Annotated in this window: 36 protein-coding genes; 9 read left to right on the top strand and 27 right to left on the bottom strand. The window is 64.6% G+C overall.

The window, feature by feature from the left end; genetic code table 11:
- Positions 1-183 precede the first annotated feature (183 nt).
- Positions 184-1,470 carry a tyrosine-type recombinase/integrase gene (locus tag J2S55_RS47510; protein WP_306876207.1) on the top strand — a complete coding sequence of 429 codons (1,287 nt, stop codon included), beginning with the start codon at positions 184-186 and terminating at the stop codon, positions 1,468-1,470.
- 291 nt (positions 1,471-1,761) lie between these two features.
- Here J2S55_RS47510 and J2S55_RS47515 read toward each other — a convergent pair whose 3' ends face one another.
- From J2S55_RS47515 to J2S55_RS47595, 17 genes are all read right to left on the bottom strand, one after another.
- Positions 1,762-2,103, bottom strand: a complete 342-nt coding sequence (locus J2S55_RS47515) for a hypothetical protein (protein ID WP_306876208.1) — start codon at positions 2,101-2,103, stop codon at positions 1,762-1,764.
- The gene (locus J2S55_RS47520; RefSeq protein WP_306876210.1) at positions 2,100-2,264 is read right to left on the bottom strand and encodes a hypothetical protein; all 165 of its coding nucleotides are present in this window, start codon (positions 2,262-2,264) and stop codon (positions 2,100-2,102) included. The genes J2S55_RS47515 and J2S55_RS47520 overlap by 4 nt, the downstream gene beginning before the upstream one ends.
- Entirely contained in the window at positions 2,257-3,039 is a 783-nt protein-coding gene (locus J2S55_RS47525) for an RNA ligase family protein (protein WP_306876212.1), read from the bottom strand. The genes J2S55_RS47520 and J2S55_RS47525 overlap by 8 nt, the downstream gene beginning before the upstream one ends.
- Before the next feature lie 2 nt (positions 3,040-3,041).
- On the bottom strand, positions 3,042-3,377 hold the full coding sequence (locus tag J2S55_RS47530; RefSeq protein ID WP_306876213.1) for a hypothetical protein: 336 nt from the start codon (positions 3,375-3,377) through the stop codon (positions 3,042-3,044).
- A 2-nt stretch (positions 3,378-3,379) separates the two neighbouring features.
- Positions 3,380-3,730: a hypothetical protein gene (locus J2S55_RS47535; protein WP_306876214.1), complete on the bottom strand. Its 351-nt coding sequence runs from the start codon at positions 3,728-3,730 to the stop codon at positions 3,380-3,382.
- A gap of 10 nt (positions 3,731-3,740) precedes the next feature.
- Positions 3,741-4,106 (bottom strand): hypothetical protein, encoded by a 366-nt coding sequence (locus J2S55_RS47540; RefSeq protein WP_306876215.1) that lies wholly within the window; start codon positions 4,104-4,106, stop codon positions 3,741-3,743.
- Positions 4,107-4,126: 20 nt separating this feature from the next.
- On the bottom strand, positions 4,127-4,315 hold the full coding sequence (locus J2S55_RS47545) for a helix-turn-helix domain-containing protein (protein WP_306876217.1): 189 nt from the start codon (positions 4,313-4,315) through the stop codon (positions 4,127-4,129).
- Positions 4,316-4,470: 155 nt separating this feature from the next.
- Entirely contained in the window at positions 4,471-4,722 is a 252-nt protein-coding gene (locus J2S55_RS47550) for a hypothetical protein (RefSeq protein WP_306876218.1), read from the bottom strand.
- A 262-nt stretch (positions 4,723-4,984) separates the two neighbouring features.
- Positions 4,985-5,398 (bottom strand): hypothetical protein, encoded by a 414-nt coding sequence (locus J2S55_RS47555; RefSeq protein ID WP_306876220.1) that lies wholly within the window; start codon positions 5,396-5,398, stop codon positions 4,985-4,987.
- Positions 5,399-5,538: 140 nt separating this feature from the next.
- Positions 5,539-6,099: a KTSC domain-containing protein gene (locus tag J2S55_RS47560; RefSeq protein ID WP_306876222.1), complete on the bottom strand. Its 561-nt coding sequence runs from the start codon at positions 6,097-6,099 to the stop codon at positions 5,539-5,541.
- 122 nt (positions 6,100-6,221) lie between these two features.
- Positions 6,222-6,440 carry an Acb2/Tad1 domain-containing protein gene (locus J2S55_RS47565; RefSeq protein ID WP_306876224.1) on the bottom strand — a complete coding sequence of 73 codons (219 nt, stop codon included), beginning with the start codon at positions 6,438-6,440 and terminating at the stop codon, positions 6,222-6,224.
- Positions 6,441-6,538: 98 nt separating this feature from the next.
- Positions 6,539-6,775 (bottom strand): hypothetical protein, encoded by a 237-nt coding sequence (locus tag J2S55_RS47570; protein ID WP_306876226.1) that lies wholly within the window; start codon positions 6,773-6,775, stop codon positions 6,539-6,541.
- A gap of 348 nt (positions 6,776-7,123) precedes the next feature.
- Positions 7,124-7,459 (bottom strand): hypothetical protein, encoded by a 336-nt coding sequence (locus J2S55_RS47575; RefSeq protein WP_306876227.1) that lies wholly within the window; start codon positions 7,457-7,459, stop codon positions 7,124-7,126.
- Between the two features lie 64 nt (positions 7,460-7,523).
- Entirely contained in the window at positions 7,524-8,120 is a 597-nt protein-coding gene (locus J2S55_RS47580; RefSeq protein ID WP_306876229.1) for a pyrophosphohydrolase domain-containing protein, read from the bottom strand.
- Between the two features lie 3 nt (positions 8,121-8,123).
- On the bottom strand, positions 8,124-8,948 hold the full coding sequence (locus J2S55_RS47585; protein WP_306876230.1) for a hypothetical protein: 825 nt from the start codon (positions 8,946-8,948) through the stop codon (positions 8,124-8,126).
- Between the two features lie 245 nt (positions 8,949-9,193).
- Complete coding sequence (locus tag J2S55_RS47590) at positions 9,194-9,544, bottom strand: hypothetical protein (protein WP_306876232.1); 351 nt, start codon at positions 9,542-9,544, stop codon at positions 9,194-9,196.
- Positions 9,545-9,577: 33 nt separating this feature from the next.
- Positions 9,578-9,817, bottom strand: a complete 240-nt coding sequence (locus tag J2S55_RS47595) for a DUF397 domain-containing protein (RefSeq protein ID WP_306876233.1) — start codon at positions 9,815-9,817, stop codon at positions 9,578-9,580.
- 97 nt (positions 9,818-9,914) lie between these two features.
- Here J2S55_RS47595 and J2S55_RS47600 point away from each other — a divergent pair, with 97 nt between their 5' ends.
- From J2S55_RS47600 to J2S55_RS47610, 3 genes are all read left to right on the top strand, one after another.
- The gene (locus J2S55_RS47600; RefSeq protein WP_306876234.1) at positions 9,915-10,172 is read left to right on the top strand and encodes a GntR family transcriptional regulator; all 258 of its coding nucleotides are present in this window, start codon (positions 9,915-9,917) and stop codon (positions 10,170-10,172) included.
- A gap of 199 nt (positions 10,173-10,371) precedes the next feature.
- Positions 10,372-10,728: a histone-like nucleoid-structuring protein Lsr2 gene (locus tag J2S55_RS47605; protein ID WP_306876236.1), complete on the top strand. Its 357-nt coding sequence runs from the start codon at positions 10,372-10,374 to the stop codon at positions 10,726-10,728.
- Positions 10,729-12,385: 1,657 nt separating this feature from the next.
- Entirely contained in the window at positions 12,386-12,790 is a 405-nt protein-coding gene (locus tag J2S55_RS47610) for a hypothetical protein (protein WP_306876237.1), read from the top strand.
- Positions 12,791-12,847: 57 nt separating this feature from the next.
- On the opposite strand, the gene J2S55_RS47615 is transcribed toward J2S55_RS47610, so the two are convergent.
- The 3 genes from J2S55_RS47615 to J2S55_RS47625 all read right to left on the bottom strand — a co-directional run bounded on the left by J2S55_RS47615 (position 12,848) and on the right by J2S55_RS47625 (position 14,521).
- Positions 12,848-13,408, bottom strand: a complete 561-nt coding sequence (locus tag J2S55_RS47615) for a hypothetical protein (RefSeq protein ID WP_306876239.1) — start codon at positions 13,406-13,408, stop codon at positions 12,848-12,850.
- Positions 13,405-13,701, bottom strand: a complete 297-nt coding sequence (locus tag J2S55_RS47620; RefSeq protein ID WP_306876241.1) for a hypothetical protein — start codon at positions 13,699-13,701, stop codon at positions 13,405-13,407. Before J2S55_RS47620 ends, J2S55_RS47615 begins: the two co-directional genes overlap by 4 nt.
- 424 nt (positions 13,702-14,125) lie before the next feature.
- Entirely contained in the window at positions 14,126-14,521 is a 396-nt protein-coding gene (locus J2S55_RS47625; RefSeq protein WP_306876243.1) for an ATP-binding protein, read from the bottom strand.
- A gap of 208 nt (positions 14,522-14,729) precedes the next feature.
- Between J2S55_RS47625 and J2S55_RS47630 the strand changes: the two genes are divergently transcribed.
- From J2S55_RS47630 to J2S55_RS47650, 5 genes are all read left to right on the top strand, one after another.
- Complete coding sequence (locus J2S55_RS47630; protein ID WP_306876244.1) at positions 14,730-15,587, top strand: helix-turn-helix domain-containing protein; 858 nt, start codon at positions 14,730-14,732, stop codon at positions 15,585-15,587.
- Between the two features lie 29 nt (positions 15,588-15,616).
- Positions 15,617-15,871 (top strand): DUF397 domain-containing protein, encoded by a 255-nt coding sequence (locus J2S55_RS47635; protein ID WP_306876246.1) that lies wholly within the window; start codon positions 15,617-15,619, stop codon positions 15,869-15,871.
- A gap of 178 nt (positions 15,872-16,049) precedes the next feature.
- A complete protein-coding gene (locus J2S55_RS47640) occupies positions 16,050-16,268 on the top strand; it encodes a hypothetical protein (RefSeq protein WP_306876248.1) in 219 nt (72 codons plus the stop codon).
- A gap of 43 nt (positions 16,269-16,311) precedes the next feature.
- Complete coding sequence (locus J2S55_RS47645) at positions 16,312-16,512, top strand: DUF397 domain-containing protein (protein ID WP_306876250.1); 201 nt, start codon at positions 16,312-16,314, stop codon at positions 16,510-16,512.
- 65 nt (positions 16,513-16,577) lie between these two features.
- Positions 16,578-16,775 carry a DUF397 domain-containing protein gene (locus tag J2S55_RS47650; protein ID WP_306876251.1) on the top strand — a complete coding sequence of 66 codons (198 nt, stop codon included), beginning with the start codon at positions 16,578-16,580 and terminating at the stop codon, positions 16,773-16,775.
- Between the two features lie 63 nt (positions 16,776-16,838).
- Here the strand turns inward: J2S55_RS47650 and J2S55_RS47655 are convergent, their stop codons facing one another.
- The 7 genes from J2S55_RS47655 to J2S55_RS47685 form a co-directional block, all read right to left on the bottom strand.
- Positions 16,839-17,555, bottom strand: coding sequence for a hypothetical protein (locus tag J2S55_RS47655; RefSeq protein WP_306876253.1), 717 nt, complete (start codon positions 17,553-17,555; stop codon positions 16,839-16,841).
- Positions 17,552-18,100 (bottom strand): hypothetical protein, encoded by a 549-nt coding sequence (locus J2S55_RS47660; protein ID WP_306876255.1) that lies wholly within the window; start codon positions 18,098-18,100, stop codon positions 17,552-17,554. Before J2S55_RS47660 ends, J2S55_RS47655 begins: the two co-directional genes overlap by 4 nt.
- Positions 18,097-18,819: a helix-hairpin-helix domain-containing protein gene (locus J2S55_RS47665; RefSeq protein WP_306876257.1), complete on the bottom strand. Its 723-nt coding sequence runs from the start codon at positions 18,817-18,819 to the stop codon at positions 18,097-18,099. Before J2S55_RS47665 ends, J2S55_RS47660 begins: the two co-directional genes overlap by 4 nt.
- Positions 18,816-19,355 carry a hypothetical protein gene (locus tag J2S55_RS47670; protein ID WP_306876259.1) on the bottom strand — a complete coding sequence of 180 codons (540 nt, stop codon included), beginning with the start codon at positions 19,353-19,355 and terminating at the stop codon, positions 18,816-18,818. Before J2S55_RS47670 ends, J2S55_RS47665 begins: the two co-directional genes overlap by 4 nt.
- Positions 19,356-20,580: 1,225 nt before the next feature.
- A complete protein-coding gene (locus J2S55_RS47675; protein WP_306876261.1) occupies positions 20,581-21,150 on the bottom strand; it encodes a hypothetical protein in 570 nt (189 codons plus the stop codon).
- Positions 21,151-21,228: 78 nt separating this feature from the next.
- Entirely contained in the window at positions 21,229-21,735 is a 507-nt protein-coding gene (locus J2S55_RS47680) for a hypothetical protein (RefSeq protein WP_306876263.1), read from the bottom strand.
- Positions 21,736-21,813: 78 nt separating this feature from the next.
- Positions 21,814-23,007 carry a hypothetical protein gene (locus J2S55_RS47685; RefSeq protein ID WP_306876264.1) on the bottom strand — a complete coding sequence of 398 codons (1,194 nt, stop codon included), beginning with the start codon at positions 23,005-23,007 and terminating at the stop codon, positions 21,814-21,816.
- Positions 23,008-23,019 lie beyond the last annotated feature (12 nt).

The raw sequence follows: 23,019 nt of genomic DNA on the forward strand, positions 1-23,019 counted from the left end.
ACAGGCTCTGAACTGCGACAATAGGACTGTGCAGGGAAGCTGTTAGACCACCGAAAGATTCTGATTGACAACTTCCAGTTGTGCGCCTAGTATCCTAAAAGCGCAGGTAAAGCGCCTGTGCGTAGGATTCTAGGGCACAAAAAAGCCACAAGGCCGTGCCCATCTGGAAGGGTTAGGGGCACAATGGCGCGCAAGAAGCTGATCCGGGGCATGGGCAGCCTGAAGAAGGTCGACTCCTGCAAGCACGGCGAGGACGCGCGCTGCAAGTGCAAGTGGCTCGGCCGGTGGTACGACGCGGCCGGCGAGCCCACCAAGCTCACCTTCGACGACTACGACGCAGGCTTCGAGCACCTGTTCCAGGAGTACACCAAAAAGCGCCAGGGCGTCGGCAGGATGTCCAAGGCCAAGGGCAAGGCCCCCTTGTTAGAGGTCTACGCCATCGAGTGGCTAGCCAGCATGCGCGACCTGGAGCCCGCCAGCAGGCGCAACTACAAGTCCATCCTGGAAACCCACGCCTTCCCCAGGCTCGGCAAGGTCCCCGTCAACCGCATCAACAAAGATCAGATAGCTGACCTGATCGACTACCTCTACTCCGAGGACCCGGAAACGGGGAAGGACCCGGTCTACGAGGGCACTGTCAAGAATCTCATCATGTACGTCCTGCGCCCGATTTTCCGCCAGGCTCAGGCTGACGTATGGCGCAGTGACAACCCCTGCGACGGACACCGGTTGCGCGACGTTCCCGACGCCGAGCGCTACGTCCCCACCCCGGCCGAGATCCACGACATCGCCCACACCATCAAGCCGATGTGGCGCCTGGCGATTTACCTCATGGCCGGGTGCGGCCTGCGCGAGGGCGAATTCCTGGGCGCCAGCACCGACATTCGTAAGAAAGACAACCGGCTCTGGATCTACCGGCAGTGGCACCATGAGGGCCGCTGGGCGCCGCTGAAGTACTGCAAGGCGAAAGAGGGGCGCTGGGTGCCTCTGGATCCGATCGTGGCCGCGGAGTTGGAACGGCACATCGCCGACTACGCGATCCCCGAGGGCGGGCTGCTGTTCCCCTCCCTCAAGAAGCCCGGCCAGGCGGTCAACAACTCGGTATTCAACCGAGCGCTCAAGGAAGCCTGCATCCGGCTCGGCCTCGACGACAAAGACATCACGGCCCACAACTTTAGGCATGCCTTCGCCAGCCACGTCATCGACGCGGGCGTCCCCCTGCCCGACGTCTCGCGCATGCTCGGCCACAAGTCCTACGAGACCACCTTCAAGACCTACTACAAGATGGTCGACCCGTCCTGGGAGCGCATCCAGCGCAACGTCAACACCTACCTGTCCACCGGCATCCCGGTCGACGCCACGCTCGGCGGCGTTGACGCCTTCGCCGAAGACAAGCAGGCCGAGGTCACCGATCTGCTGGCCAAGCTCAAGGCCCTGGGCGTCACCGTGACGCTGGAGCAGGCCGCCTGAACCAGATCAACTTCAACGACAGGATCCCCATGGCCACGTTTGAATCGCAGCCGCCCATCCACACGGGAACTACCGGAGCTGAGCACTACTCCTTCGCTCGGGAGTGGTTCGCCTCCAAGCCTCCGAAAGTCGAACGGATCGCCCGGCAGCGCTACCGCTGGGAAGAACTCCGGGAACGCTGGCCGTCTATGACCGCTGCGAAGACCGCCTACCGCCGTCGGCACCGATGACACTGTCCCGGACAGCAAAACGCCCCCGTACCGAGCGGTACGGGGGCGTTTTGCTGTGCAGTCAGGCGCTCAGCTCGCGCTGTTCCTTCTCCAACTGCTCGATCTTGACCAACGCCTGCTGGTATCGAATCTCGCGCTCGTGGTCGATGAGCGGTGCAGCGTTTGCCAGATGGTCACGCAAGCCACTTACCGCGATGTAGAACGGCCAGATGAACGCGACAAACATAGCTTCGGCCGCTGCATCCTTACGCCACCTGGCGAGATGCACTGCATCCTCTGCCAACGTTGGGTAGAGACGTACGTGATCCTCCATCGACCGCTTGATAAAAATCGGCGCGACGCGGGCAAGCCCGACGTACAGGTGCAGCGCGACGGTGCCGAGCACGATACCCAGGACGATCATGACGCAGCCTCCACCGCGTCCCGCAGCCTGTCATAGGCGCCGAAATCTACGCCTGGCATCGGGTCGGCACGGTCCAGGTAGTAGGCCAGATCGGCCTTGGAGACGATCACGTATCCGGCGCGGGCGTAGGCCGCCGCGAGCTCATCGTGGATCTTAAACATTGGCGCGGATCGCCTGCTCGGCCTCGGCACGCATGCGGAGGGTCTTGTCGTAGTCCTTGAAGCGCGCCTTGCTGATGACTCGCCGATCATGCGACCTCAGCACGATGCCCTCGCTGCGGCCGGGCGTGCCGGTCGACACCCGGGTTGCCGCGTAGGGTGCCATGAACTCGCGCATGCCGGCGATGCTGCGCGGAAGCTCGGCGGCGTCCAGGGTGAACAGCCTCGGAGTCAGGAGCAGGTATGCCATCTTTGCCTGAGCCTGCAGCGCGGCCTCGCCGGCGAAGTCCTGGCCGCCGCGGTCACGCCACATGGCGATCTCGTTGTGGTCCATCGAGATCCTGTCCGGGTCCACCGTGGCGGCGTCGAACAACCGGAAGGCCGCGGTGCCGTCCCCGTACTGCTTCCATTCCGGCAGCTGCTTGCCGCCGTACACCTCCAGGTACAGCACGAGGATTTCGTCCCAGGCGCCCTCGACCTTGTAGCCGACCTCGCGCAGGGCGTCCACGATCCCCTGCTGAGGGTTGTGGACTCGGTCGCCTGAGCAGGTCAGCAGCTCACCGCGGGAGCCGATCAGGAAACGGCCGTCGGGAAGAACGATCAGCCGAGCATTGGTGCCGTCGACCTTCTCCGTCCCGATCACCGTGCCCTCGTATTCGGTGGGCTCTTCCAGCAGGATGCCCTTGGCCCGGGGGTTCAGCGCGTGGTGCGTGGGGATGCTCGGGTATTTCGTCAGGGAGTTGATCTTCTCCAGGTCCTGCTGCCGCAGACGGTACATGATCAGACCTCCTGTGCCTGCGGATACATACGCTTGTCGATTTCGGCGATCCACAGCTCGTCAAGCAGCTCGTAGCCCGCCTCGAAATTGTCGTATTCGCCACAGCGGAGGAAGAAACCCCGTGCGGCGGCGTCGTCGTCGTCCCAGTCCATGACCGAAAGGGCGCTGTCGTAGCCGTCGTACAGCTGGCCGAGGGGGCACAAAACAGTGTGGGACGTGTCAAGCCTGGCCTTGTCGATCTTCTCCCACCAGTCGGGCTTATTGGCATCGAGGCTGGCCGCTCCGAACGCCACCCTGGCGCCGTACTTGGCGAGGATCTCGGGGGTAACCGTGACCATGCTCAGACCTCCAACGCCTGCGCGGCCTCGCGCATGTCGATTTCAGCGATCCACAGCTGCGTCCGGAGCTGGTAGGCGTCCCTAACCGCTTGGGAGAGGGAGTCACCACTGCAGTACAGGCCGAGCCGCTCGGATTCGCCCAGGTTCAGGCCGAGGAGCTCCAGGCCGATCTCGAACTCGTCGAACAGCTGACCGAGGACACAGTCATAGGAGTTGCCCAGGTCGAGAGAGACCCTGTCGATCCCCGTCCACCAGTCGGGAAGTCGGTTGTCCATCTCCGCGGCGCCGGCGGCGACCTGCTTGCCGGCCTCAATACGCAGGGCGTCGTCCGTGACGAGGATTACCGTGCTCATTCGACGTCTCCTAAGCCTGATCGGCGTTGGCCGCGGCGGCCTCGCGCTTGTCGATTTCGGCGATCCACAGGTGCGTCCGCAGGCGGTAGGCGTCAATCACCTCCGAGGACTCTTCCTCACCGGGGACGTACACGCCGTAGTTCTCGGCGTCGTCCGCGCACCAGCGCAGAACGTCCCTGCCGTGCCAGTAGAAGCGGTAGAGCTGACCCAGCACGCAGTCGTAGACGTCAGCCTGGTTGAGCCGACTCTTGTCGATCTTCTCCCACCAGCCAGCGTGACGGTCGTCGAGCTCAATCGCGCCGGCGGCGACCTGTTCGGCGGCCTGCTCGGCAGCCTCAGTGTCGACGGTGGCCATGTCGGGGGTCATCGTGTCCATGTAATTGCTCCTGTTGGGATTCAGATCGTGGGCTGCTGGTTGATCCAGTCGTAGAGCTCGCGCTCCGAGCACCTCGGGCTTCCGCCGATCCTTCTGAGCGGCAGTCCATAGGCTCGGGATTCGCGCTTCACCCAGCGCGGGCTCATGCCGACGATCTCGGCGATTTCCTCGGGGGTGAGGAGCCGGTCGCCCACTTTCACAACGGCCATTGCCGGCCCTCTCTTGCGGTCTACGGCGCCTTGCGGCGTCCTGTGGCAAGAGCAGAACATGCATCCCAACTAGGGCCGCAACCCCCCAAAGAGACATCCCAACTAAGGAATGGAATGTGATGTTTTCCGCAGCCGGACAATCGGGTTATGCGGGGTCAGGTCCGCGGCGTTGTCTGGCCTGCGCGCCGCCGGCGCAGGTCGTCCACGGCGCCCAGGGCCATCTGCAGGCCCTTCTCCAGCTCATCCAGCTCGTCGTCCTGGAGGTTCTTGCGGTGGTCCTCAGCAGCCTTCCAGGCGCCGGACAGGCACACGTCCAGCCAGTCTAGGACCTGCTCCCTGGAAATACGGGCCAGCCGAGCGGCTGCGCGGGCGCGGACCCTGTCCGGCGACCTCTTGAACAGACTCACGGAATCACGCTCCGATAGATCGCCTTCCAATGCCGTTTTCCGTCCATGGCGATGTATGGGGACCGAATGCAGTCGATCCGTCCGAACTGGGTGCGCGAGGTGTACATGTGGCGGAAATAGCGGTCGGCCCGACGCTCGACAAGCCACCGGGGTGTTCGACAGTGGCTTGTGAGCTGTACCTCTACGGGGCCGATGATGTCGCCTCGTGAGTAGCTGCTGACCACTCCGGTGCGAAATCGTCTGGGAATGAGTCTGCACAGCTTCACCGGTCCTCCCCCGCCTCGTCCTGGTCATCGGGCTGTCCGTCATAGGCCAGGTCCATGAGGGTGATCAGCTTCCACTCCTCGTCCACGTCGCCGGCGGCTTTCTGAGCGATGATCTCCCGTTCGACCTGGCGCTCGAACCGCGGACTGATGCGGCCGTCGTCGTCGAACAGGCCGTCATCTTCTACCGCCTGCAGAGCACGGAGGATCGCGGTGTCCTCGTCGAGCTCGTAGCCGGTCCAGCGGCCGATGGCGATGGCGCGGCCGGCGCGGCCGTATCGGATGATGACGCAGCGGCCGAATCGGTAGGGGTAGTTGTCCTCGCGCGTTTCGGCGGTGTGGAAAATGGGTGAGCCCGGCTCCAGCCGCAGGGGCTGGCAGAAGACCGGACCAAAAACGTAGGCTCTCGACATACCCGGAAAGCTATTTACCCCGCCACCAAATGTGGTAGCGGGGTACTTAGTCAGCGGATTCTTCCGCGGTATTCACGCACTTCCGCGGGGCGGTAGGCGCGAGCGATTGGGCAACCGCAGCGGTGGCCTTTTTCCGCCGGTCAGGTCATGCCGGTGGGCTGGTCAAGGGCCGGTTCCGGGGCGTAGGGATAGAAGTTGAGGACACGGTTGATGTAGCGGCCCGGCGACTTCTGCCTCTTAAAGTTCCGCCAAATGTTGGCTGGCACGTCGTAATAGCCGTACACCTGGCCGTTGCGGAATCGTACGCGCAGGGTGTTGGTGGTCTTGTCGTAGCCGGCGGCCAGGGTCCGCGGCCTGGGCGGATTAATGCTCGGGGTCGGCTGATAGGGCATGAGGTAGATGTCATTACCCTGCCGGGCCATTTCCAGCGCCCACCAGGCCATGGGATCCATGTGGACATGGCGGGACTCTTCTTGCTCGTTGAGATAGTCGAGCAGGTCGAGCTGTTCATGCTGGGCGTCGGCGTCCTGGGTGCCGTCGCGCTGGGCGCGCTGCTCGGCGGTGGGGATCAGGGCATCGGCGGGGCGGGCGCCCGTTCGGCTCGGGAGGGGCCGCAGGGCCTCAGCGAAGCGCTGAGCGCGGACCTGGGCACTGGTGGCCGGCGCACCACGGCGGGGCGGCCGAGGGGCTGCAGTGGGCACAGGGGCCGGCGCAGGGGTCGATGCCGGCGCGGGCTGCGGTCCGGGATTTCCCGGGTTACGGGGTCTGAAGACCTTGCTCTGCTTGCTCTGCCGGCCACGGTTGCCGGACGGGCGGCGGGCCATCAGATGCTGTGTCGGGCGATGGCGGCGTTGGCCCAGAACTGGGTCTCGTCGAGTGCGTCGATGGCCTTGTTCTTCTCGTGACCGTCGGGCATGAGCGTGTTGAGGACGTGGGCCAGGTTGAGACAGGCGGCGCGGACGCTCTCGTGCGCCTTGGCGCGGCTCTCAGAGATGGGCGGGTGGTGCGTAAATCGGCGATTGAGGGAGGAGGCGGGGATCATGTGGTGCTCCGATCAGCGTGGTTCCCTGGTCGGTGCGTGGTGGAGCCCGGTCCCGTCACTGTCTGAATCGGCCGTGACGGGACCGGGGTAAGGGGGGCTTACGCCGGAGGGGTGATGGTGCTGAGCGGGGGGCGCTTGGCGTCGTCGAAGGCGTAGTCGAATACGGCGGTGAGGTGCAGGCCCTCGTGGCCGTAGACCTGGCCGGAGTTGAGGTGGGGTGCGGTCGCACCACCGTTCTGCGCGGTGCCGCCAACGTTCGGCTCGTCGCGGTCGATCGACTTGTAATTCGGGTAGCCGGGGGCGACCAGGTTCTGGGGGTTCTGCTTGACTGCCATTATCGGCCTTTCGGGGATTTACTGGGACTCATCCCAGTATTGCTGGTTTTCGCCTTGAGGTGTTTGTGCGGTCGTGCCGGGCGCCCATTCGTATCCGAGCTCGTGGTTGGACACTGTTTCGTGGTAGCAGCCGGGCGGGCCGTAGTGAATTCCGTCATGGAAGTAGCAGGTCTGGACGTGCATCATGAGCCTTCGCGAAGTGCTGCCGACTTGATGGAGGTCGCTCGGAGCCGCTCGGCGTTCTCGGCCATTTCCGCCACGACGCGTTGGAGAGCGGTCTGTGCGGCGGTGATGTAGTCGGCGGGCTCAGATTCAGCGGTGCGCCGGGTTGTGCTCCAGGCCATATGCTCACGCCTTCGCGGTGTTGGAGTCCTTCGCCTGCGGATTTTTAGCTTCCGCCAGTCTGGTGGTGACGTCTTCCAACACGGCTACGACGTCCTCAAGCACGGCCGCGTTCTGCTTGGCACTGTCCACCATCGACTGCGCGATGGGGACTACTGTCTCGATGACGCCGGAAAGTCTTGCGTTCTCATCGACTACGCGCCGGTATGCGCGTCCGGGCACGACGATCTCGTTTACAAAGATGAGAAACACAAAGGCCGCGAGTGGGCCGAGGAACAGCGGATTCGTTAGAAAATCCCCCGCGGGTTCAACGGCGTTCGCAGCCAGTGTGAAGAGAAGCACGGTACCGCCGATCAGTCGAAATAACGTCTGTATTCGAGGGTACCGTTTTGTCGCTATTCGGTTGTTATGCGCGGGCGATGATGTCGTTGATGTCGTCGTAGGTGAGTTCGACGAACCCGTCAGGCTTTTCTACCTTGCCGTCCGGCCGCTTCTTCACCTTTCCCGTTTCGGCGTCGATCTTCGTCTTGTTGTTGTCGTCGACCAGCTGGAAGACGGCGGGCAGATCGATACCCATCACTTCGGCCGTGCCGTAGACGACGTACAGCAGGTCGGCAAGCTCTTTCGCCAGTGCAGCGATGTTTCCGCGCCCGACCCGGAACTTGTAGATCTCGGTGTCGACCTCGTCGCTCTCTTCGCCGATGAGGGTCCGCCGCAGGACCAGGAGCTTCTGCTGAGCGTCGGTATCGAGCTCCAGGAACGGCTTCTGGTCGATCGCCTCGTGCCACTCTCGAAGCTCGGCCATGGGGTCGTAGCGGCGCGGTCGACGCGGCAGGGGCTGCACGGGCGGAAGCTTGAAGCGCACGGATCCGTCGGCGTTGACGCCTACCGGTTCGGGCAGGTCGTACATAGGCGGGCCGACCTCTTCAAACAGATCGTTGAGACTCTTCCAGACTTCCTGGCGAAGGAACCCGGGCTGGCCTTCCTTGAGGGGCTCAGTCATGGGTCAGACCTCCAGCTGGAACAGGACAAAGTCACGCATGAGCTGGTTGCGGTCGTTCCACAGGTCTTCGGCGATCCAGAAGTTGACCTTGGCGCCGAAAATCTCGACCTCCTGGCGCCGGTACTTGGTCGGGTAAGTCGTCGAAGCGCTGGAGCGGTTGATGCCGGACAGGGAGGAGATCAGGCGGAAGCCCTGGGGCGGCTCGGTGTGGACGAAGTAGGTACCGAACGGCCCGTTGGGGTCGGTCTTACGCTGGCCGTGCTTCGGCCCGCCCAAGAAGATCTCCTTGTAGACCGGCTCGGGCGTGGGCTTCGGCTCGGCGGTCTCCGTGGGCTTGTCCCCGGCCGCGTAGCTCTTGAGCTGCTCGACGAGCTTGTCCTTGTCCAAGGGGGCCGAGGCCAGGGTGCCGTTCGGGCCGCCGCTGACGGACGAGAGCGCGGTGCCGAAGGAGTCGGAGAGGGAGAAGAAGGGGCGCCTGGAGGGGGCGAGACTGAGAGTGGGGCGGGCGGTGGGCCTGATCGGCTCGGGCTTGGGCTCAGGCTTCGGCTCGGGGCGGACGGGCACGGGCTTGACCGTGGCGCCCTGCTCGATCAGGTTGTAGATGCGGTTCCTCATCTGAGAGTTCCAGCACCTGGAGTAGAGGTAGGAAGGCCCGTAGATGAAGCACGCGTCCTTGGGGTCGATGCCGTCGAGCTGGGTCTGTGAGGTCAGGTAGATGATGTTGTTCGACCGCAGGCCGTTCTTGCGCAGGGTGTCCATGATCGGCTTCGCCACGGTGAGAGAGTGGGCGAGGACAAAGTGGCGGCGCTGCCGCTGCGTGGTGGGCATGGCGAGGACGCTACGAATGCGTAGTTGGGATGCGTCAAGTTGGGATGTTTGCCCGGAAATGAAAAAGGCCCCGGAGGGGCAACCTCGGGGCCTGGCATCCGGACCATGGATGCTCTAAGAGAGTGGGCCGGCTTCCCCATCCACTGGATCCTCTTGCCCAAGATCCACCAAGAACAATCGCATCCGCAAGGTCGGGGAAACCGGCTTGTCGCTGACCCTACCGGTTCGTGGTCAGCGGGTGCTACTTAGGCCGCTACTGGTGAGCGGCCGAACTCTACCCAGCGGAACATCCCATAGGCGAACTTGTAGTGGAAGCCGTGGAGTGAGCCGTGCTGCTCGAAAATCAGGATGCCGTTGGGGATGGTGACCTGGCCGAACTCGACCATGCCAGTGATGCGCCAGCGGTTGCCGTTGCGGGTGTAGATGGCTGCCTCACGCTCGACCCAGGCCTGGGCGTCGGCGAGGTCGTCGTACCAGGGTTCGGGGGCCGGCAGGCTCTGGGTGCCGATCTTCCAGGCAGGCTTGGTGAGGTAGGCCCGCCATACCCAGTCGGTGGTGGGGGCCGTTGCGGTCGCTCCTTCAGGGCTGTTGTGCACGGGGTTCCCTTCGGTGGTGCGTGGTGGTGGTTCTTAAATCAGGTGGTCCAGGGCGCCGGCCTTGATGTCGGCCGTCCAGGCGCCGATGTCGTCCGGGGTGAACACCAGGACGTGGCCGGTCGGGTGCTTGGTGTCCAGCATGCCGACCACTCCCCCGGCCAGCGGGGCGAGGGCGACACAGTTGCTGTTGCCGTGGGAACGGCTGCTCTTTCGCCAGGCAACGTCGGGCAGCTCGGTGGCGAGCATGCCGTTGCGGATATGGGTCATCTGCATGATCCCAGGATATTTGGAGGTGGCAATACCTGTCTATGGCCAGCTATTGCTGTATCGCATCAGGCCTGGTAGAGACCCCCTGCCTAGGGTCAGCTACATGGTCGAATTTTCGGCGACGAAGCCGAAGTGGAAGCAGATCGCGGGGATACTGCGCGAGCGGATCCGCACGGGCGAGTATGGGCCGGACACGCTCATCGTCGAGCTGCAGCTGGCTCAGGAGTTCGAGGTCGCCCGCCAGACGATACGCAAGGCGATTACGAAGTTGCGTGACGAAGGGCTGCTGGAGACCGAAGTCGGGGTCGGGTCGTCGGTCCGGGCCGGTGCGGTCGAGAGGCTCCAGGCGGTCGACGAGTAGCTCGCCGCCGGCCGGCTCGATGGGATGCGGGCGGGCCGACGGCTCGTTTACGGCTGGCCCGTAGAGGGTAGATCATGATCTTGTCGTTGCCTACCAACTATATGCAATTGGTCGTTACGAACCCTTCTGACCTGATCAGAGCGTTGATACTCTTCGGCTCGCGACGCACCTGTGCGCATAAGGGGTATTTGGAGCTGACATGGCAAAAGAACTTCGGGAACAGCTCGTCGACGATTTCGACGGGAGCGAGGCGGTCGACACGATCAACTTCGCGGTGTCGGGCTTCGCGTACGAGATCGACGTGTCAGAGGAGCACCGCAAGGAGTTCTGGGAGTTCATGGAGCCGTGGATGAAGACGGCCCGCCGTCAGGCTGTGCTGCGTCGCCCGCGTCGGTCGGGGATGCGTGGACCCGTCTGGGCGGATTCTCAGCGGGTACGGGCCTGGGCCAAGGAGGCCGGCTTGGAGGTCAGCGATAAGGGCTACCCGTCGCACGAGGTGCAGATGAAGTTTGTGGCCGCCTACGCCAACGGGGATCTGCCCGACAAGTACTTGTGATCTGTCCGCTGACCGGACGTTAAGAGAGGGGAGTCCCCCGGATACCACCCCGGGAGACTCCCCTTCTTCCTGACCAGCCTCGACAGGGCTTGAAGAAGGGTTCCTCCCCCTGATCGGTTGGTAGCTGGTGACTCACACCCAGGGAGTGCGCCCGCAACATCGACAAGCGGCGCTCGGTGAGCTGGAAGGACTCTACAGCCAGTTATGCGAGGCTTACCAGATCACGACTGTCCGTTCTGGACATATTTCATCTGTTTTTAACTTTTTGCCGTTGACCTGGTCAAACTTTTTACTTCGAGCCTCCGCGCACCCTGATTTTGATCTTGTTTTTTGATCGTCTTTTGTCGTTGACCTTGTATTTGATCTTCCCCACTCTCCGGGGCCGAGAGCCGGGAAGCGCAGGGCGGGGATCTCCCCTCCCCTCGCGCAGACCTGGGCCAAAAAAGGCGGTCTACACGAGGTGAGGGGAGACACGGAACTCTCCGTACGCCGCTTCGCGGTCGCTTGGTTGGTCACTCGTGCCGGACCGGGCATTACCACCGGTCCCAGGGCGAGATGTTGTGCAGATCTAGTACCCGGCCCCATCTCGATGGGTCGTCATCCGTAGTACGACTGGACTGCCAGCCCCAGAGTGAGCCTGTCTTAGCGTGCGCTCCCGGCCTCGCGGCGTTCACCCCAGCCCCGGGCCGAGCTCTACCGAAACGGCGGTCGCACCCGAGTACTGAAGCTAGGGAGCCAACCTCTGGCTGCCTACACATTCAGTAAGACCGTTTACCCCCTCTCGGGGGCTCTCTCTACACCCGGTGGCCAAGCCGGTGGGAGGTTACTCATTCCGCCTTTTCCTCCGCTGGCGGGACTGCCATCCACCGAGCCTCGTACGAGGGGCAGGGACTGCGCAGGGGCATGTTTCAGAGGGTGCCCACTCCCCAAAGTTGTTCGACGCGGCCGAAGTTACCAGGTATGGCCAGGTATGTACAGCTGTTGCCAGCTGCAAGATCGGGGCAGCCTCGCGAGCGACCGCGGCGCCCGAGCGCATCGGGCCGGCCCCCGCACGCGGCCGTCCGACAGACATGACAAGGCCCCCACCACTCGGCGGGGGCCTTGCCTACGTCTCGGGATCTACCGGCGCCGCTGCGCCTTCCTGTGCCGCTTCTGGGGCGTCTTTGGCTTCTCCTCTGGGTACGGCTCCAACCCCATGGCTATACGCCGGGCGTTGTGCATCTTGTACCGAAACCTGAAACCGCCTTGACCGCGTCCACGCGGCTCACGGCACGGTTCGCCGGCCACCGCGGCGCACTTCTGCGCGGTGCAGAACACCGTGCCCCGCTCGTAAGGCTGCTGCGCCACTCGTACCGTTCCCATGCGGCGATTCTAGCTGGAAGATCGCGCCGGAGCCACGGGGAAACCTGCTCACGAATACCGGAATGGTGTCCATAGACAGGTATGGCCAGCCACTAACACCTATAAGATGCACATAACATCCACCAAGAACAGCGGAGTACCCGTGACGCATCACACCGGATCCCACTACACGCCCGGCTACGGCTACCCGCCTGCACCGGTTCCGTCCCGCCCGGGATTCAGCGGCTTGACCGTCGTCCTCGTCGCCTCTGGAACGCTCCTGTCCGGCTGCTTCGGCGGATTCATCATCGGCAGCGTGAGCGGATCCACCGCGGCGGCTCCCTCCGAGCGCACGACCCTCCCGCGGGCCAGCAAGGCCGCCGTGCCGACCCACAAGTCCACCCAGCCCCAGGCGGCCGAAGCCGAGGGCGAGCCGCGCAAGCCTCGCCCTGGCGACTTCCAGCTCTCGGTTAAGACCCTGAAGCAGTCCTGTTTCAGCTCGGCCGGCTGCCTCATCACCTTTCGAGTGGTGCCGTCCTACCGCGGGCCGGCCCTGGGTGACCAGCAGTACACCGTCACCTACAAGGTCACCGGCGGTAAGGAACCGAAGATCGGATCGTTCACGATGGTCGGCGCCCAGCTCTCCTACGACCGCCAGGATTTCCTCTCCACCAACTCCTCCGCGGACCGGCTCGCTGCCGAGGTGACCGAGGTTCTCTGACCCCTGGCAGCAGGAAGGCCCCGCACCAAGCTGGTGCGGGGCCTTCCTCGTTCCTGGTCAGATGCGGAAGATCCTCGCGGTGCCGCGCTGGGCAGAGTAGACCCAGTAGTTGCGGTGGCCGGTTGCCTCTTCGTGGTCGGTCTGCCAGGTGTAGGCGACCTGCTCTTCCTCCGACGCCTCCGACCGCTCGGGGCAGTGACGACACTCGCTGTAGCAGAACGTCACTACGGCCCGATTGTCGGCCATCTTGTCGACCGGCCGCGCGTGGATCACTTCGCCAGCCGCGTGCACAAGCTCGCCAGCAGGCTCGGCCCCGGGCTCGGGGGCCGGCGGGGACAAGGTGGCGCCGATGGTGGCGGCGCAGTCGGTGAGGATGGTTTCGGCGAGCTCCTCCAGGGCAGCCACGTCAGCATGTCGCCACTTGGTGCCGGTCAACCCGGGGAGATCGGCCCGCATGAGGTTTCCCGGGGCGCTTCCGGCCGGGGCGATGAAGAAGACCGGCGCCTTGCCGACCAGTCCTTCCCGCCGGCCCCGCGGGGTGTTCTTCCACACGATGCGACACCCGGGCTTGGGCAGGCCGTCGACCTGGACGGGGCGGCCCTTGTCGTCGGTGATCACTTCTGGCTCCCGAACAGCTCGCGGCCGTCGTGGACGGTGTAGACGATGCCGCTCAGCGTGAACTGGGCGTTGATGATCTGGGCCATGGCGTCCCAGGCCCGGCTGTCCATCACCGCGGATCCGCGCCGCTCGGGGAGGTCGACGTACTCGACAAGGACGGCCTTGTCGGCGTCCAGGAGGGTGCCGATGTAGGGGCAGTGGATCTCCCTCTCGACGGCGTAGAGCAGCCTCAGACGGGCCAAGGCGGCGTCTGCGTCGGTATCGCCGACAATGGCTTCAGTGATCTCGTTCATCCCGATTTCCCTTCGGTGTTGCGTGGTGCGCCGTTCCTGCTGGCGTGCACCAATACTCTCACGTTAAGGAATCCAGCGCAACTCATTCCTCAAAGACGCCGTGACCTGGGAAAATGCGGATAATTTATCGATTTCCTAGACAGTGTCAGAGCTACCGCGCCACGCGAGGCGCGGCAAAAGGCCCCGTCGAAAGACGGGGCCTTTCTTCGTACGCCGTGGCCCCGGGGAGTCCCGTACCCGGAACGGCTCATCCCAGAGCCACGAACCCTGGTTACCCTCGGCGGTGGCCGGTCAGGGGAAGCGACCGGAAAAGGCGCACGTTATGGGGATGACACACGCCGCGCACCGCCGAGGGTCCGCCGACCAATCAACCTGCCTATCCCTCGGGCTCACGGTCACCAACCGGCCGGCGGAGTCTTGTGGGTCAGTACATGAACAGGAACCAGACGGTGCGGCCCTTGGCGCCGGCCTCTTCTCGAACCCCCCAGGCCTCCGACCGATCGCTCAGCAACTTCATGCCTCGGCCGCTCTCGGCGAGCTCGTCGACTTCGAGCACCTGCGGCGCCGACGACTCCGATCCGTCGTCGCGGACTTCGACGAGCACGTAGTCCGGACCGGTCTCCAGTCCGACGGCGACTTGCCCACCGTTTCCGGAACGCGTGTGGCGAACCGCGTTGGTAACGAGCTCGGAGACCGCCAGCACGAGGTCATCATGTAACGGGTGTTCGCTGCTGATCAGATCTCGCACCCAGTCGCGCGCCTGGCCGGGGGCCTGCGTTCCGCCCGGAACCTGGTACTCGGAAAGCAGTCCGATCATCATACTTCGACCCTTTCGCCAGCCCCGATTTCGCTCAATGGTCAGCCCAAGGAGGCCCCATCCAGGCGAGAGCGCGAACGCCCAACATGCGGTGGAGGACCCGTTACTCTCGATCGTGACGGTTCGACACGCCCATGTAAAGCCGTTCGATCGGAACGGTTCGAGTGACTTACGTTCCAAATCCAGGCAAAGGGTGCAGAAGGGGTGCGGTATGGGTGGTAGATCAAGCCCGACCATCGGGCGGCGGCAGCTCGCTGGAGAACTCCGCAGGCTACGTACGGCAGCCAAGATGACTCGCGAGGATGTAGCCGAGCAGCTCGACTGCGCGCCGGCCACCGTCACGAAGTTCGAGAACGCAACGGCCGCGGTCAGCGTGGCCACAGTCGCAATGCTCATGGAGATCTACGGCGTCGCCGGCCCCGCTCGCGACGACATGCTGAAGCTTGCCCGCGAGGCCCGCCAGCGTGGATGGTGGCACCAGTACAGCCGAGCGATCCCAGCATGGTTTTCCGTCTACGTCGGCCTGGAGGAAGCAGCATCGGAGATCAGCTCCTGGCACCCCGAAGTGCTTGACGGCCGACTTCAGACCGAAAGCTACATGCGCGCCCTGATCAGCGCCGAGCTGCCAGTCCCCGACGCCTCGGAGATCGACCGCCGGGTGGCCGTACGACTCAAGCGCCAGGAACGCCTACACGAATCCGAACCGCTCAGCCTCTGGGTCGTCATCGGCGAGGCCGCGCTGCGCCGGCTGGTCGGCGGCCCCGAAACCATGCGCGAACAGCTCGAACACCTTGTGCAGCAGTCCCTACTGAACAACGTGACCATTCAGGTTCTTCCGTACAAGACCGGCGCCTACCCCGGCATGCACGGCGGATTTCACCTGCTCCGCTTCCCAGAAGCCACCGGGGACGCCATCGTGTACGTTGAATACCAGCAGGGGTCCATTTACCTGGAGAAGAAGCCAGACGTGGCCTCCTATGATCGTCTCTTCGACCACCTCGTGGCCAGGGCTCTCGGCCCGGACGAATCCCGTGCCATGATCACGCAGGTGGCCGAGGAATACTCGTAGCACTACCAGCAGAAGGGTGCAGGTGACCTATGGCACCGAAGCAGTGGCGTAAGGGCAGTCTCAGCGGCAACGGCGGCGCGGACTGCGTCGAAGTGGCGGTCGTTCCCGGCAACGACCCCGAGGTGGCCGAGAACAAGGCCGGTGAGCCCATCGTCTACCTCGTCCGCGACTCCAAGAACCCCGAGGCAGCCCCGCTGTCGTTCGACAAGCGCGAGTGGGCCGCATTCATCGGCTCGGTGAAGCTCGGCGAGTTCGACCCCGAGGCGGAGCCGGCGACCGTCTGATCAGCTCGTTGATAGGCCCTCCCCGGGATCCGGGGAGGGCCTATCTATTTGGAACGGAACCTATGTGGGAGATTTCCGGAACGGTTCGATCCGAACTTGTTACCTTGAACGGATAGTCCGTAGTCGCTCGTGGCCGTAGCGTCATGGGCGACCGATCACCAACACGGAGGTGTGCACCATGTCTGCCAGAGAAGCCGAGGTTACTGTTGAGGTCGTCCCGGGAGACCACCCGTCCGTCCCCCCTCACAAGCGCGGAACCGACGCGCAGATCTGGCTCGTCATCGTCGGCAATGAGGGGCTGCTGGCCTTCAACAAGGCCGAATGGACGGCCTTCATCGGCGGCGTCAAGGACGGCGAGTTCGACATCGAAGACGCTGACGAGCTGACGACCGTCTAACCGCACACGTCCGTACACAACCCCATCAGTGAGGAGCAAGACCATGGATCTGACCGGTGCGAAGTGGCGCAAGAGCAGCCGCAGCAACGGCAACGGCGGCGAGTGCGTCGAAGTGGCCGACAACCTCCCCGGCGTCGTCGGCGTGCGTGACTCCACGGACCCGAGCGGGCCGGCCCTGGCCGTCAGCCGCCCGTCCTGGGGCGCCTTCATCCGCGCCGCGAAGTCGGGCATGTACGACGCCTGATGACCGATAAGCGGAGACCCTCCCCGATGAAGGCGGGGAGGGTCTCACAGAGCGAGGATACCCACATGCACAAGTACGCTGGCGCCCTCTGGCGCAAGAGCCGGCGCAGCACCAACGGCGGAGACTGCGTCGAAGTGGCGGTCGTTCCCGACGCCGTCGGCCTCCGGGACTCCACGGACCCGCACGGACCTGTGCTGGACCTCACCCGGGAGCAGTGGCACCGCTTCGCCCGTTCCGTGAAGGCCGGCGAGCACGACGTCTGACCCCGTCTTAAAAGCGGGAGACCCCGAGCGAGTGGAATTCCACTCGCTCGGGGTCTTTTGTTCCTACAGTCTCTCCCCGTTCTCCAGCATGCGCCAGACCGCCTCCAGCTCGGCCGGCGTCTTGGTCGACAGCTCGATCAGCTGGTCAGCATCACGCAGCCGCTGCCAGAGCGGATACGACCGCCGAGCCAGGACCAGGCGCGGCCTACCCTCATGCCGGCCCATCTCCAGCAGCCACCCGTCCTCACCAACCGGCCGCTCGGCGGCCAGGTAGTAGTACTGAGAGACGGAGTTCCAACCGACGGTCGCGTCCCAACCGTTCTTCACCACGACCCGCGCCACGGCAGAGACCTCGCCCCACCAGTCCGCGGACACATCGCCCGAGGGAGCCGTCCCCTCCTCCCCGCGGACCAGCGGCGTGCACCGGCCGTCCTCGTCGATCTCCCACAGCCCCGGGCCGGGAAGGAAGTACTGCCGGTTGTCGGCGGAGAAGGCAACGACCAAGCCGAGCTCGTCCTTGATTGCCTGACGGGCCGCGGCCGGCGACGGGATGTGCTGACGCACCCGGGCGATCACCGCTACGCCGAAGTTTCGGATGTCGCTAAGTTCTTTGTCAGTCAGCTTGGCCGCCTCGGCCACGGTCAGTGCGCCGGCGCCGGCGACCAGCCCGCTAGTCGCCCGATGGCCGATGTTGTCGTGGCCGAGCAAGTCAGCGAGCTCGCGCGCCACATCCGCTCGGCAGCTGAGGCTCAAGCAACGGGTAACCGTGGTCTCGCTCACTCGCCTGCCTCCAGGTCCAGGCGCTTCGTGTAGTCCTCGATCGCCGCGTCCAGCTCGTTGCCGGCCAGCTCGACTGAGCCGTCCGGGCCAATCACTGACCGAGGGGTCAAGGTCCCGCTGTCCAGGCCGGCCCACAGCCGCCCCAGTGCCTCGGCGCGCGTGGCGAAGTCGTCTTCGGTCTCCACTTTGTGGTGTCGGAAGTAGGTGACCGACCACGGCCCCTTGGCCCTACCCGTCTCGACGACCGCGGCCCCGAGCTTCACCCTCTTCTCCCAGATCTGGGCCAGCCGGTCGGAGTCCTTGCCGGCTAGCCGGATCATGTCGTAGGTGCCGGTCGCCTTGATGTACCGGCCGCCGGCCAGGTCGACCAGCCGTTCCTCTACCACCGGGACGTCGTCAACCAGCTCCAGCGCCCAGTTCCCGCGCTCGCCGCGCAGGTAGCACTTGGACCGGTTGCCCGTGATGGTGACGTCCCAACCGTGCTTGACCAGGGCGTCCGCGATCGGGAAGATGCCCGCCCACTCGCTCGTCTCGAAGTCGCTCACAGCAGGTCCCCGTCCGTCTCGAAGGTCTCGACGACAAGGCGCGTGCTACCAACGCAGGCACCCATGCCGTCACCCGACATGTAGACGGCGTCGTCCGGCAGCAGCTCGGCGAAGTGGCGCTCACCGAGCTGTTCGACAGAGCAGTCAGCCATCTGCCGCACTTCCAGGCCCGGCCAGTTCTTGGAGAAGTACGTCCAGAGCATCTCCCGCAGCCGCGCGGGCGACGACGCGACACCGACCGGCGACAAGATCTCAGGGCCAACGCACCAGCCCTCGGTCTGCATGATCACGTAAGACTTGCCTGGCTCGCCAGTATGGAGGGCGCTATTGACCGGCTCCTGCTCCCAGGCCCTGATGTCAGAGGATCCCGCCTCGGCCATGCGCCGCACGAGGTCCAGAGAGTACGTGGCGAGGCGGGGCCGGTCGTCCTTGACGAAGTCGGCGTGCTTCGGCTCCTGCTCAACGACCTCGACCGGCGGGTAGGTCCTGTGGCCGATCGCGATACGGATCCTCGCCAGATTGTGGGGTCCGAACAGCTTCAGGTCGACCAGCTCGCCGTTGCTGAGGTTGGCCAGCCGCTGCAGCGTCGTGATCTTTTCGCGAACCAGCTTGTTGAGAATCGTGTGGCCCAGACGGTCGTGTCCGAGGGCCTCGCCGAGCTCAGGAGCCCTCTCGTACAGGCAGGCCCCGTTAGGGCAGGGGGTGTCGGTGCTGATCACTGCAGCTCCCCGTCCATCTCGTAGCCGATGATGTGGAAGGCGCTGTAGCCGACGAAGGCCGCCATGCCGTCGGCCGACAGGGTGATGACGTCGATGGGACGCCGGCCCTTGAGGTGCTGGGCGTGCAGCTCCTGCTCCTTGTCCGCGGTCTGCACGATGGTCTTGCCCGGGTACTCGCGCAGGAGGTACTCGCCGAGCCGCTCCTTGGCCTTCTGCCGGGAGCTGGCGACGCCGATCACGTAGTCCCTGAGCGACTCGTCGGAGTCAGGACTGCTCTCGCCGAAGACGATGACGTAGGCCTTCGTGGAGTCGTCGATCTCCTGCTCGATCCCGTACTCAGCCACGAGCCGCTGCGTGTAGACGCTCTGCCTTGCGAGCACGTCGGGGTTGGCGCGCAGGTACTCGACGACCTGCCGGTAGGCGACCTGGTCCCGGGAGCTCGTCGTGGAGGCCGGCGGGTTGTAGAGCAGGACGGGGACGTCGGCGCACGGGTTGCTGGAGTAGGTGGGGGGATCGTTGTTCTCGGTGGATCTCATGGGGCCATTATTCCGTGTCCCAGCGCCCCAGGCACCCATTTTCGGACGTTTTTTCTCGTATTTTCGTGCTTGTCGACTCCCCCGTCGGTGACTTGCTGCGTCAGGCCACTGTGCGCCTTTTTCGAGCATTTTTCCCATATTTTTTATGGTCTGACCTGCAGTGCTAGCAGCCTTGCTCGCGAGCCCGGGAACACTGAATGTCCATGCATGGCGGCTTAGGCCACTGTTATGTAAATATCCCTGTCAGCTACCTGATTTACCAGGCCGGCGACCTCCGGGCAAGATCATTTAAGGGTGGGGGGTCTCGCCATTTGTCAAGCCCCTGGGGGAAGTTGCACGAAACCTACAACATGCACACAAAGTTACACTGTGACACGCTGTGTAATACGGACAAGGTAGACATACCTCTTGCCGTGCGGAACGTGCCCATTTTGTGCCCCCGCAAGCCTGTGACCTGCGCATATACCCCAATGCCTGAGAACTAAGAGTTGTGGGGCGCAATGTGCCCGACCCCCTGACCTGCGCATATACAGGGGCGCCCAGAGGGCCAGACGGCACGCATTGGCGCTCACGCACGGCGACGAGGCGGCGCACCTGTTGTCACTTGTCGCCAGCGCCCTTGACTTTTTGAGGCCACTGCTATATAGGGCCGGCCGCGCGTCTGGCCCCACGCCCCGGAAATGAACATGATGACCATATCGCCTACCCACTGCATACTCATGCGCTGCCCTGCATGTCTTACCCCTGCTTGCATGTGCAAGCGTGCTGCAAGCGCCCATGAATACCAATCACAAAATAAAATACCGCAGATAAATACACGGTAACGACGCGCTATTTATTGAGACCATGCCGCACGGCGCCCGGCGCCCACTGGCGCCCACGCTGACCACGGCGCACCGACCACGCTACCCGGGGGAATGGGTGGCTGTATCCCTATGTATCTGTAGGGCTCTCAGAGCCACCGAGCGGGCCGATTTTGTGGACAGGTACAGACAGGTATGCCCAGCCTTGATACGCTCCCCCACAGCGCAGACAGACAAGCGGCGGTTCCCCAGGGTCGGGGATCGTGTGGCCCTGTCTGCGTACGTCGGGCAGTAGTGCGCGCATGCTGCCTGGCGGTCGGTGCTCTCGTATGGCCGATACCCGAGGGCGCCGATTTTCGCCCGCAACACGAAGGAGCCCCCCGGCACTACGGCCGGGGGGCTCAGGTGGTTCTGTGGGCTGGCTACAGGTGGGGATACCGCATGTTGACGACCAGGGCGCCGCGCGGCATACCGTGGGCGGCTGCAACGTCCTCGGCCGCCGCGGAGATGCTGTATCGCTGCGGGAGGTGGGGCATCCCGGGGCGGCTACGCGCGGCCCAGGTCCCGCCGGTAACGGTGTTGTTGCTCCACAGCGTGCCGCCGGTCTGGTGGATCACGGCGTGAAAGCCGTTCGGACCGTGCACCGCGGCGCGGCGTCCCTGGTATCGCTTGGTCATGGTGACAGTGAGCGTGATCATGGTGGCCGGTTCTTGGACCGGTGCCCACTGGACATGGTGGTGGTACATCTCGCTTGTCACCTGCGCGCCGTTCTCATACCGGGCGCCCAGGACGTAGCGGCCGGTGTTCTCGCCCCCATACATCCGGTCACGCTCGGCCTGGCGGACGCGGGTCTCAGCAACGCCCATGGCGGCCAGTGCTTCGAGCAACTCGGCGCGGTCGGCCACGTGGGTCACGTTCCAGACGGGCGCGGGCGCGAGCTTGCTCGTGGTGCTGTAGTAGATGTGGACATCGGCGGTGCGGAGCTCGATCATGGCTGATTTCCCTTCGGTGCTGTGTGGTGGTGGGGAGCGGCGCCCGGCGCCGTGGTGGTGACGCCGGGCGGCCGGTGGCTAGATCAGGCTGGCGGGCTGAGCGCTCATGCTCACCAACAGGCCGTGAGTCGACCCGTTGTAGATCTTGCGGATTTCGCTCTGCGCGCTGATCTCACATCGGCCGCACGCCAGCACGTAAAACATGACCTCGGCCCGCATGTCGTAAGCCGCGTACCAGTCGGTGAGGGTGACCATTCGGACCGTGATTCGCGGGGCGAAACACAACCACGCTTCCAGGCTGGCGGCGTCGACGTCACGACGGCTCATGTTGTAGACACGGGCGGCGAGGATCTTTGCAGCCTCAGTGATCACAGAGGGCGCGCAGGTCTCGCCGTTTTCGTCGGTGGCCAGCACCGGCACGACGAACCCGGGGAGACGGCCCGCGGCGGTGGGCGCGTGGGCAGCCTCGCCGGGGTAGACGCCGGTCACGGCAACGGCGGCGTAAGACGGGCGGGTCTCGCGGTAGTAGCTGTGCATGGTGCGGACTGCCAGGGAGAGAACGTCGGGGGCGGTCGTGATGTCCATGGGGCGGTTTCCCTTCGGTGCTGTGTGATGGGGGGTGGCGCCCCGGGCGCGGTGGTGGTCACGCCCGGGGCGAGAAGGTCAGGCGTCGGCGAAGCTGAAGGAAACGGCGTCGGCCGGGAGGCTCCAGTACTCGGCGAGCATCTCGGCGGCGTGCTCGGGCCGGGCCAGGCAAGAGAACCCCTGAGCGTCCGGGCGCAGCTGGCCGTCTTGCTTGAGCAGCTTGCGGCCCGAACCAAGCTGAGCGATGGCGGACCATCCCGCGGTCTCCCGCCACACAACGCCCGTGCTCATGGGACCGATCACGCGGAACAGGCGGCCGTTGCCCTCCTCGTGCAGGAACAGGAGGGTCTTAGGCCCGCCGTCGCTGATGGTGTGGCGCTGGCGCTTGATGTCAGAGAGCAGGGACGCGGCGGCGTCAATGGCGTACTGCTCTACGGTGAACCAACGGACCGGGGCGGGGGTGTCGTAGGTGGTGGGAGCGCCGGGGACGCGGCCGTGAACGATGCCGTACCACGTGCAACGGTGGTCGGAGTACGTGATCACCCAGATACGCCCGGCGCGCGGGTGCTTGTCGGTGGGGTCAGCCGGGACCACGGTCTCGCCCGTAATCGTCGCGGCCACGTTGCCGCCGGTGAACCCGGGCGCCTTCGTGTGGATCGTCTCGCCCACGGTGGGGTAAGGGCGCTCTTCCTCGGTGGCCGGGGTCAGGTAGGCCTCAAACCAGGTCAAGATGTCGTCGGCGGCGTCGTCGACCGGCGCCGATTCCTGCGCGGCCTTAACCCGGGCGACGGTGGCAGCCAGAACCGGGACCATCTCGGCGAGCTCGGCGAGGCGGTCGACCGGGGCGGGGGTCTCCTCCCCCTCCCCCTGCTCAATCTCGGCCGGGGTAGTCGCCGGCGACTCCTCAAGGGCGGCTACCTTGCACTCTCGGCAATTGGTGCTAGTCATGGCCCTACGCTCCACCGTGCCGTCTTTCGAGCCCTCGGTGGTGATCCACGCCGTGATCATGTGGCCGCACTGGTGGGTGATCACGCAGACGTGAAGATCATTGGCGGCGATGGTCTCGGCGTTGTCGGCGACAAGCTGCGTGTGCTCCCTGGAACCCAGGTGGCCGACCACGTACATGGGCTCCATGAAAGACCGCTTCTTTCCCTGCCCGTCTTCGTAGTGGCGACGCACAGAGTGGGTCTTGGTGCTGATCTCGGAGCGCTTGATGCCGAACTGGGCGAGCGTGTCCTTGATGCGCTTGGCGTTGGGGCTGAGGTAACCCATTTTCGTGCTCCC

The sequence above is a fragment of the Streptosporangium brasiliense genome (genome assembly GCF_030811595.1).
GTDB classification, from domain to species: domain Bacteria; phylum Actinomycetota; class Actinomycetes; order Streptosporangiales; family Streptosporangiaceae; genus Streptosporangium; species Streptosporangium brasiliense.

Bases quoted from the DNA above. Each gene is read 5' to 3' on its own strand.
- J2S55_RS47510 (WP_306876207.1), top strand. From the start codon at position 184: ATGGCGCGCAAGAAGCTGATCCGGGGCATGGGCAGCCTGAAGAAGGTC.
- J2S55_RS47515 (WP_306876208.1), bottom strand. From the start codon at position 2,103: ATGATCGTCCTGGGTATCGTGCTCGGCACCGTCGCGCTGCACCTGTAC.
- J2S55_RS47520 (WP_306876210.1), bottom strand. From the start codon at position 2,264: ATGTTTAAGATCCACGATGAGCTCGCGGCGGCCTACGCCCGCGCCGGA.
- J2S55_RS47525 (WP_306876212.1), bottom strand. From the start codon at position 3,039: ATGTACCGTCTGCGGCAGCAGGACCTGGAGAAGATCAACTCCCTGACG.
- J2S55_RS47530 (WP_306876213.1), bottom strand. From the start codon at position 3,377: ATGGTCACGGTTACCCCCGAGATCCTCGCCAAGTACGGCGCCAGGGTG.
- J2S55_RS47535 (WP_306876214.1), bottom strand. From the start codon at position 3,730: ATGAGCACGGTAATCCTCGTCACGGACGACGCCCTGCGTATTGAGGCC.
- J2S55_RS47540 (WP_306876215.1), bottom strand. From the start codon at position 4,106: ATGGACACGATGACCCCCGACATGGCCACCGTCGACACTGAGGCTGCC.
- J2S55_RS47545 (WP_306876217.1), bottom strand. From the start codon at position 4,315: ATGGCCGTTGTGAAAGTGGGCGACCGGCTCCTCACCCCCGAGGAAATC.
- J2S55_RS47555 (WP_306876220.1), bottom strand. From the start codon at position 5,398: ATGTCGAGAGCCTACGTTTTTGGTCCGGTCTTCTGCCAGCCCCTGCGG.
- J2S55_RS47565 (WP_306876224.1), bottom strand. From the start codon at position 6,440: ATGATCCCCGCCTCCTCCCTCAATCGCCGATTTACGCACCACCCGCCC.
- J2S55_RS47570 (WP_306876226.1), bottom strand. From the start codon at position 6,775: ATGGCAGTCAAGCAGAACCCCCAGAACCTGGTCGCCCCCGGCTACCCG.
- J2S55_RS47580 (WP_306876229.1), bottom strand. From the start codon at position 8,120: ATGACTGAGCCCCTCAAGGAAGGCCAGCCCGGGTTCCTTCGCCAGGAA.
- J2S55_RS47585 (WP_306876230.1), bottom strand. From the start codon at position 8,948: ATGCCCACCACGCAGCGGCAGCGCCGCCACTTTGTCCTCGCCCACTCT.
- J2S55_RS47595 (WP_306876233.1), bottom strand. From the start codon at position 9,817: ATGCAGATGACCCATATCCGCAACGGCATGCTCGCCACCGAGCTGCCC.
- J2S55_RS47600 (WP_306876234.1), top strand. From the start codon at position 9,915: ATGGTCGAATTTTCGGCGACGAAGCCGAAGTGGAAGCAGATCGCGGGG.
- J2S55_RS47605 (WP_306876236.1), top strand. From the start codon at position 10,372: ATGGCAAAAGAACTTCGGGAACAGCTCGTCGACGATTTCGACGGGAGC.
- J2S55_RS47620 (WP_306876241.1), bottom strand. From the start codon at position 13,701: ATGAACGAGATCACTGAAGCCATTGTCGGCGATACCGACGCAGACGCC.
- J2S55_RS47625 (WP_306876243.1), bottom strand. From the start codon at position 14,521: ATGATGATCGGACTGCTTTCCGAGTACCAGGTTCCGGGCGGAACGCAG.
- J2S55_RS47630 (WP_306876244.1), top strand. From the start codon at position 14,730: ATGGGTGGTAGATCAAGCCCGACCATCGGGCGGCGGCAGCTCGCTGGA.
- J2S55_RS47635 (WP_306876246.1), top strand. From the start codon at position 15,617: ATGGCACCGAAGCAGTGGCGTAAGGGCAGTCTCAGCGGCAACGGCGGC.
- J2S55_RS47640 (WP_306876248.1), top strand. From the start codon at position 16,050: ATGTCTGCCAGAGAAGCCGAGGTTACTGTTGAGGTCGTCCCGGGAGAC.
- J2S55_RS47645 (WP_306876250.1), top strand. From the start codon at position 16,312: ATGGATCTGACCGGTGCGAAGTGGCGCAAGAGCAGCCGCAGCAACGGC.
- J2S55_RS47650 (WP_306876251.1), top strand. From the start codon at position 16,578: ATGCACAAGTACGCTGGCGCCCTCTGGCGCAAGAGCCGGCGCAGCACC.
- J2S55_RS47670 (WP_306876259.1), bottom strand. From the start codon at position 19,355: ATGAGATCCACCGAGAACAACGATCCCCCCACCTACTCCAGCAACCCG.
- J2S55_RS47675 (WP_306876261.1), bottom strand. From the start codon at position 21,150: ATGATCGAGCTCCGCACCGCCGATGTCCACATCTACTACAGCACCACG.
- J2S55_RS47680 (WP_306876263.1), bottom strand. From the start codon at position 21,735: ATGGACATCACGACCGCCCCCGACGTTCTCTCCCTGGCAGTCCGCACC.
- J2S55_RS47685 (WP_306876264.1), bottom strand. From the start codon at position 23,007: ATGGGTTACCTCAGCCCCAACGCCAAGCGCATCAAGGACACGCTCGCC.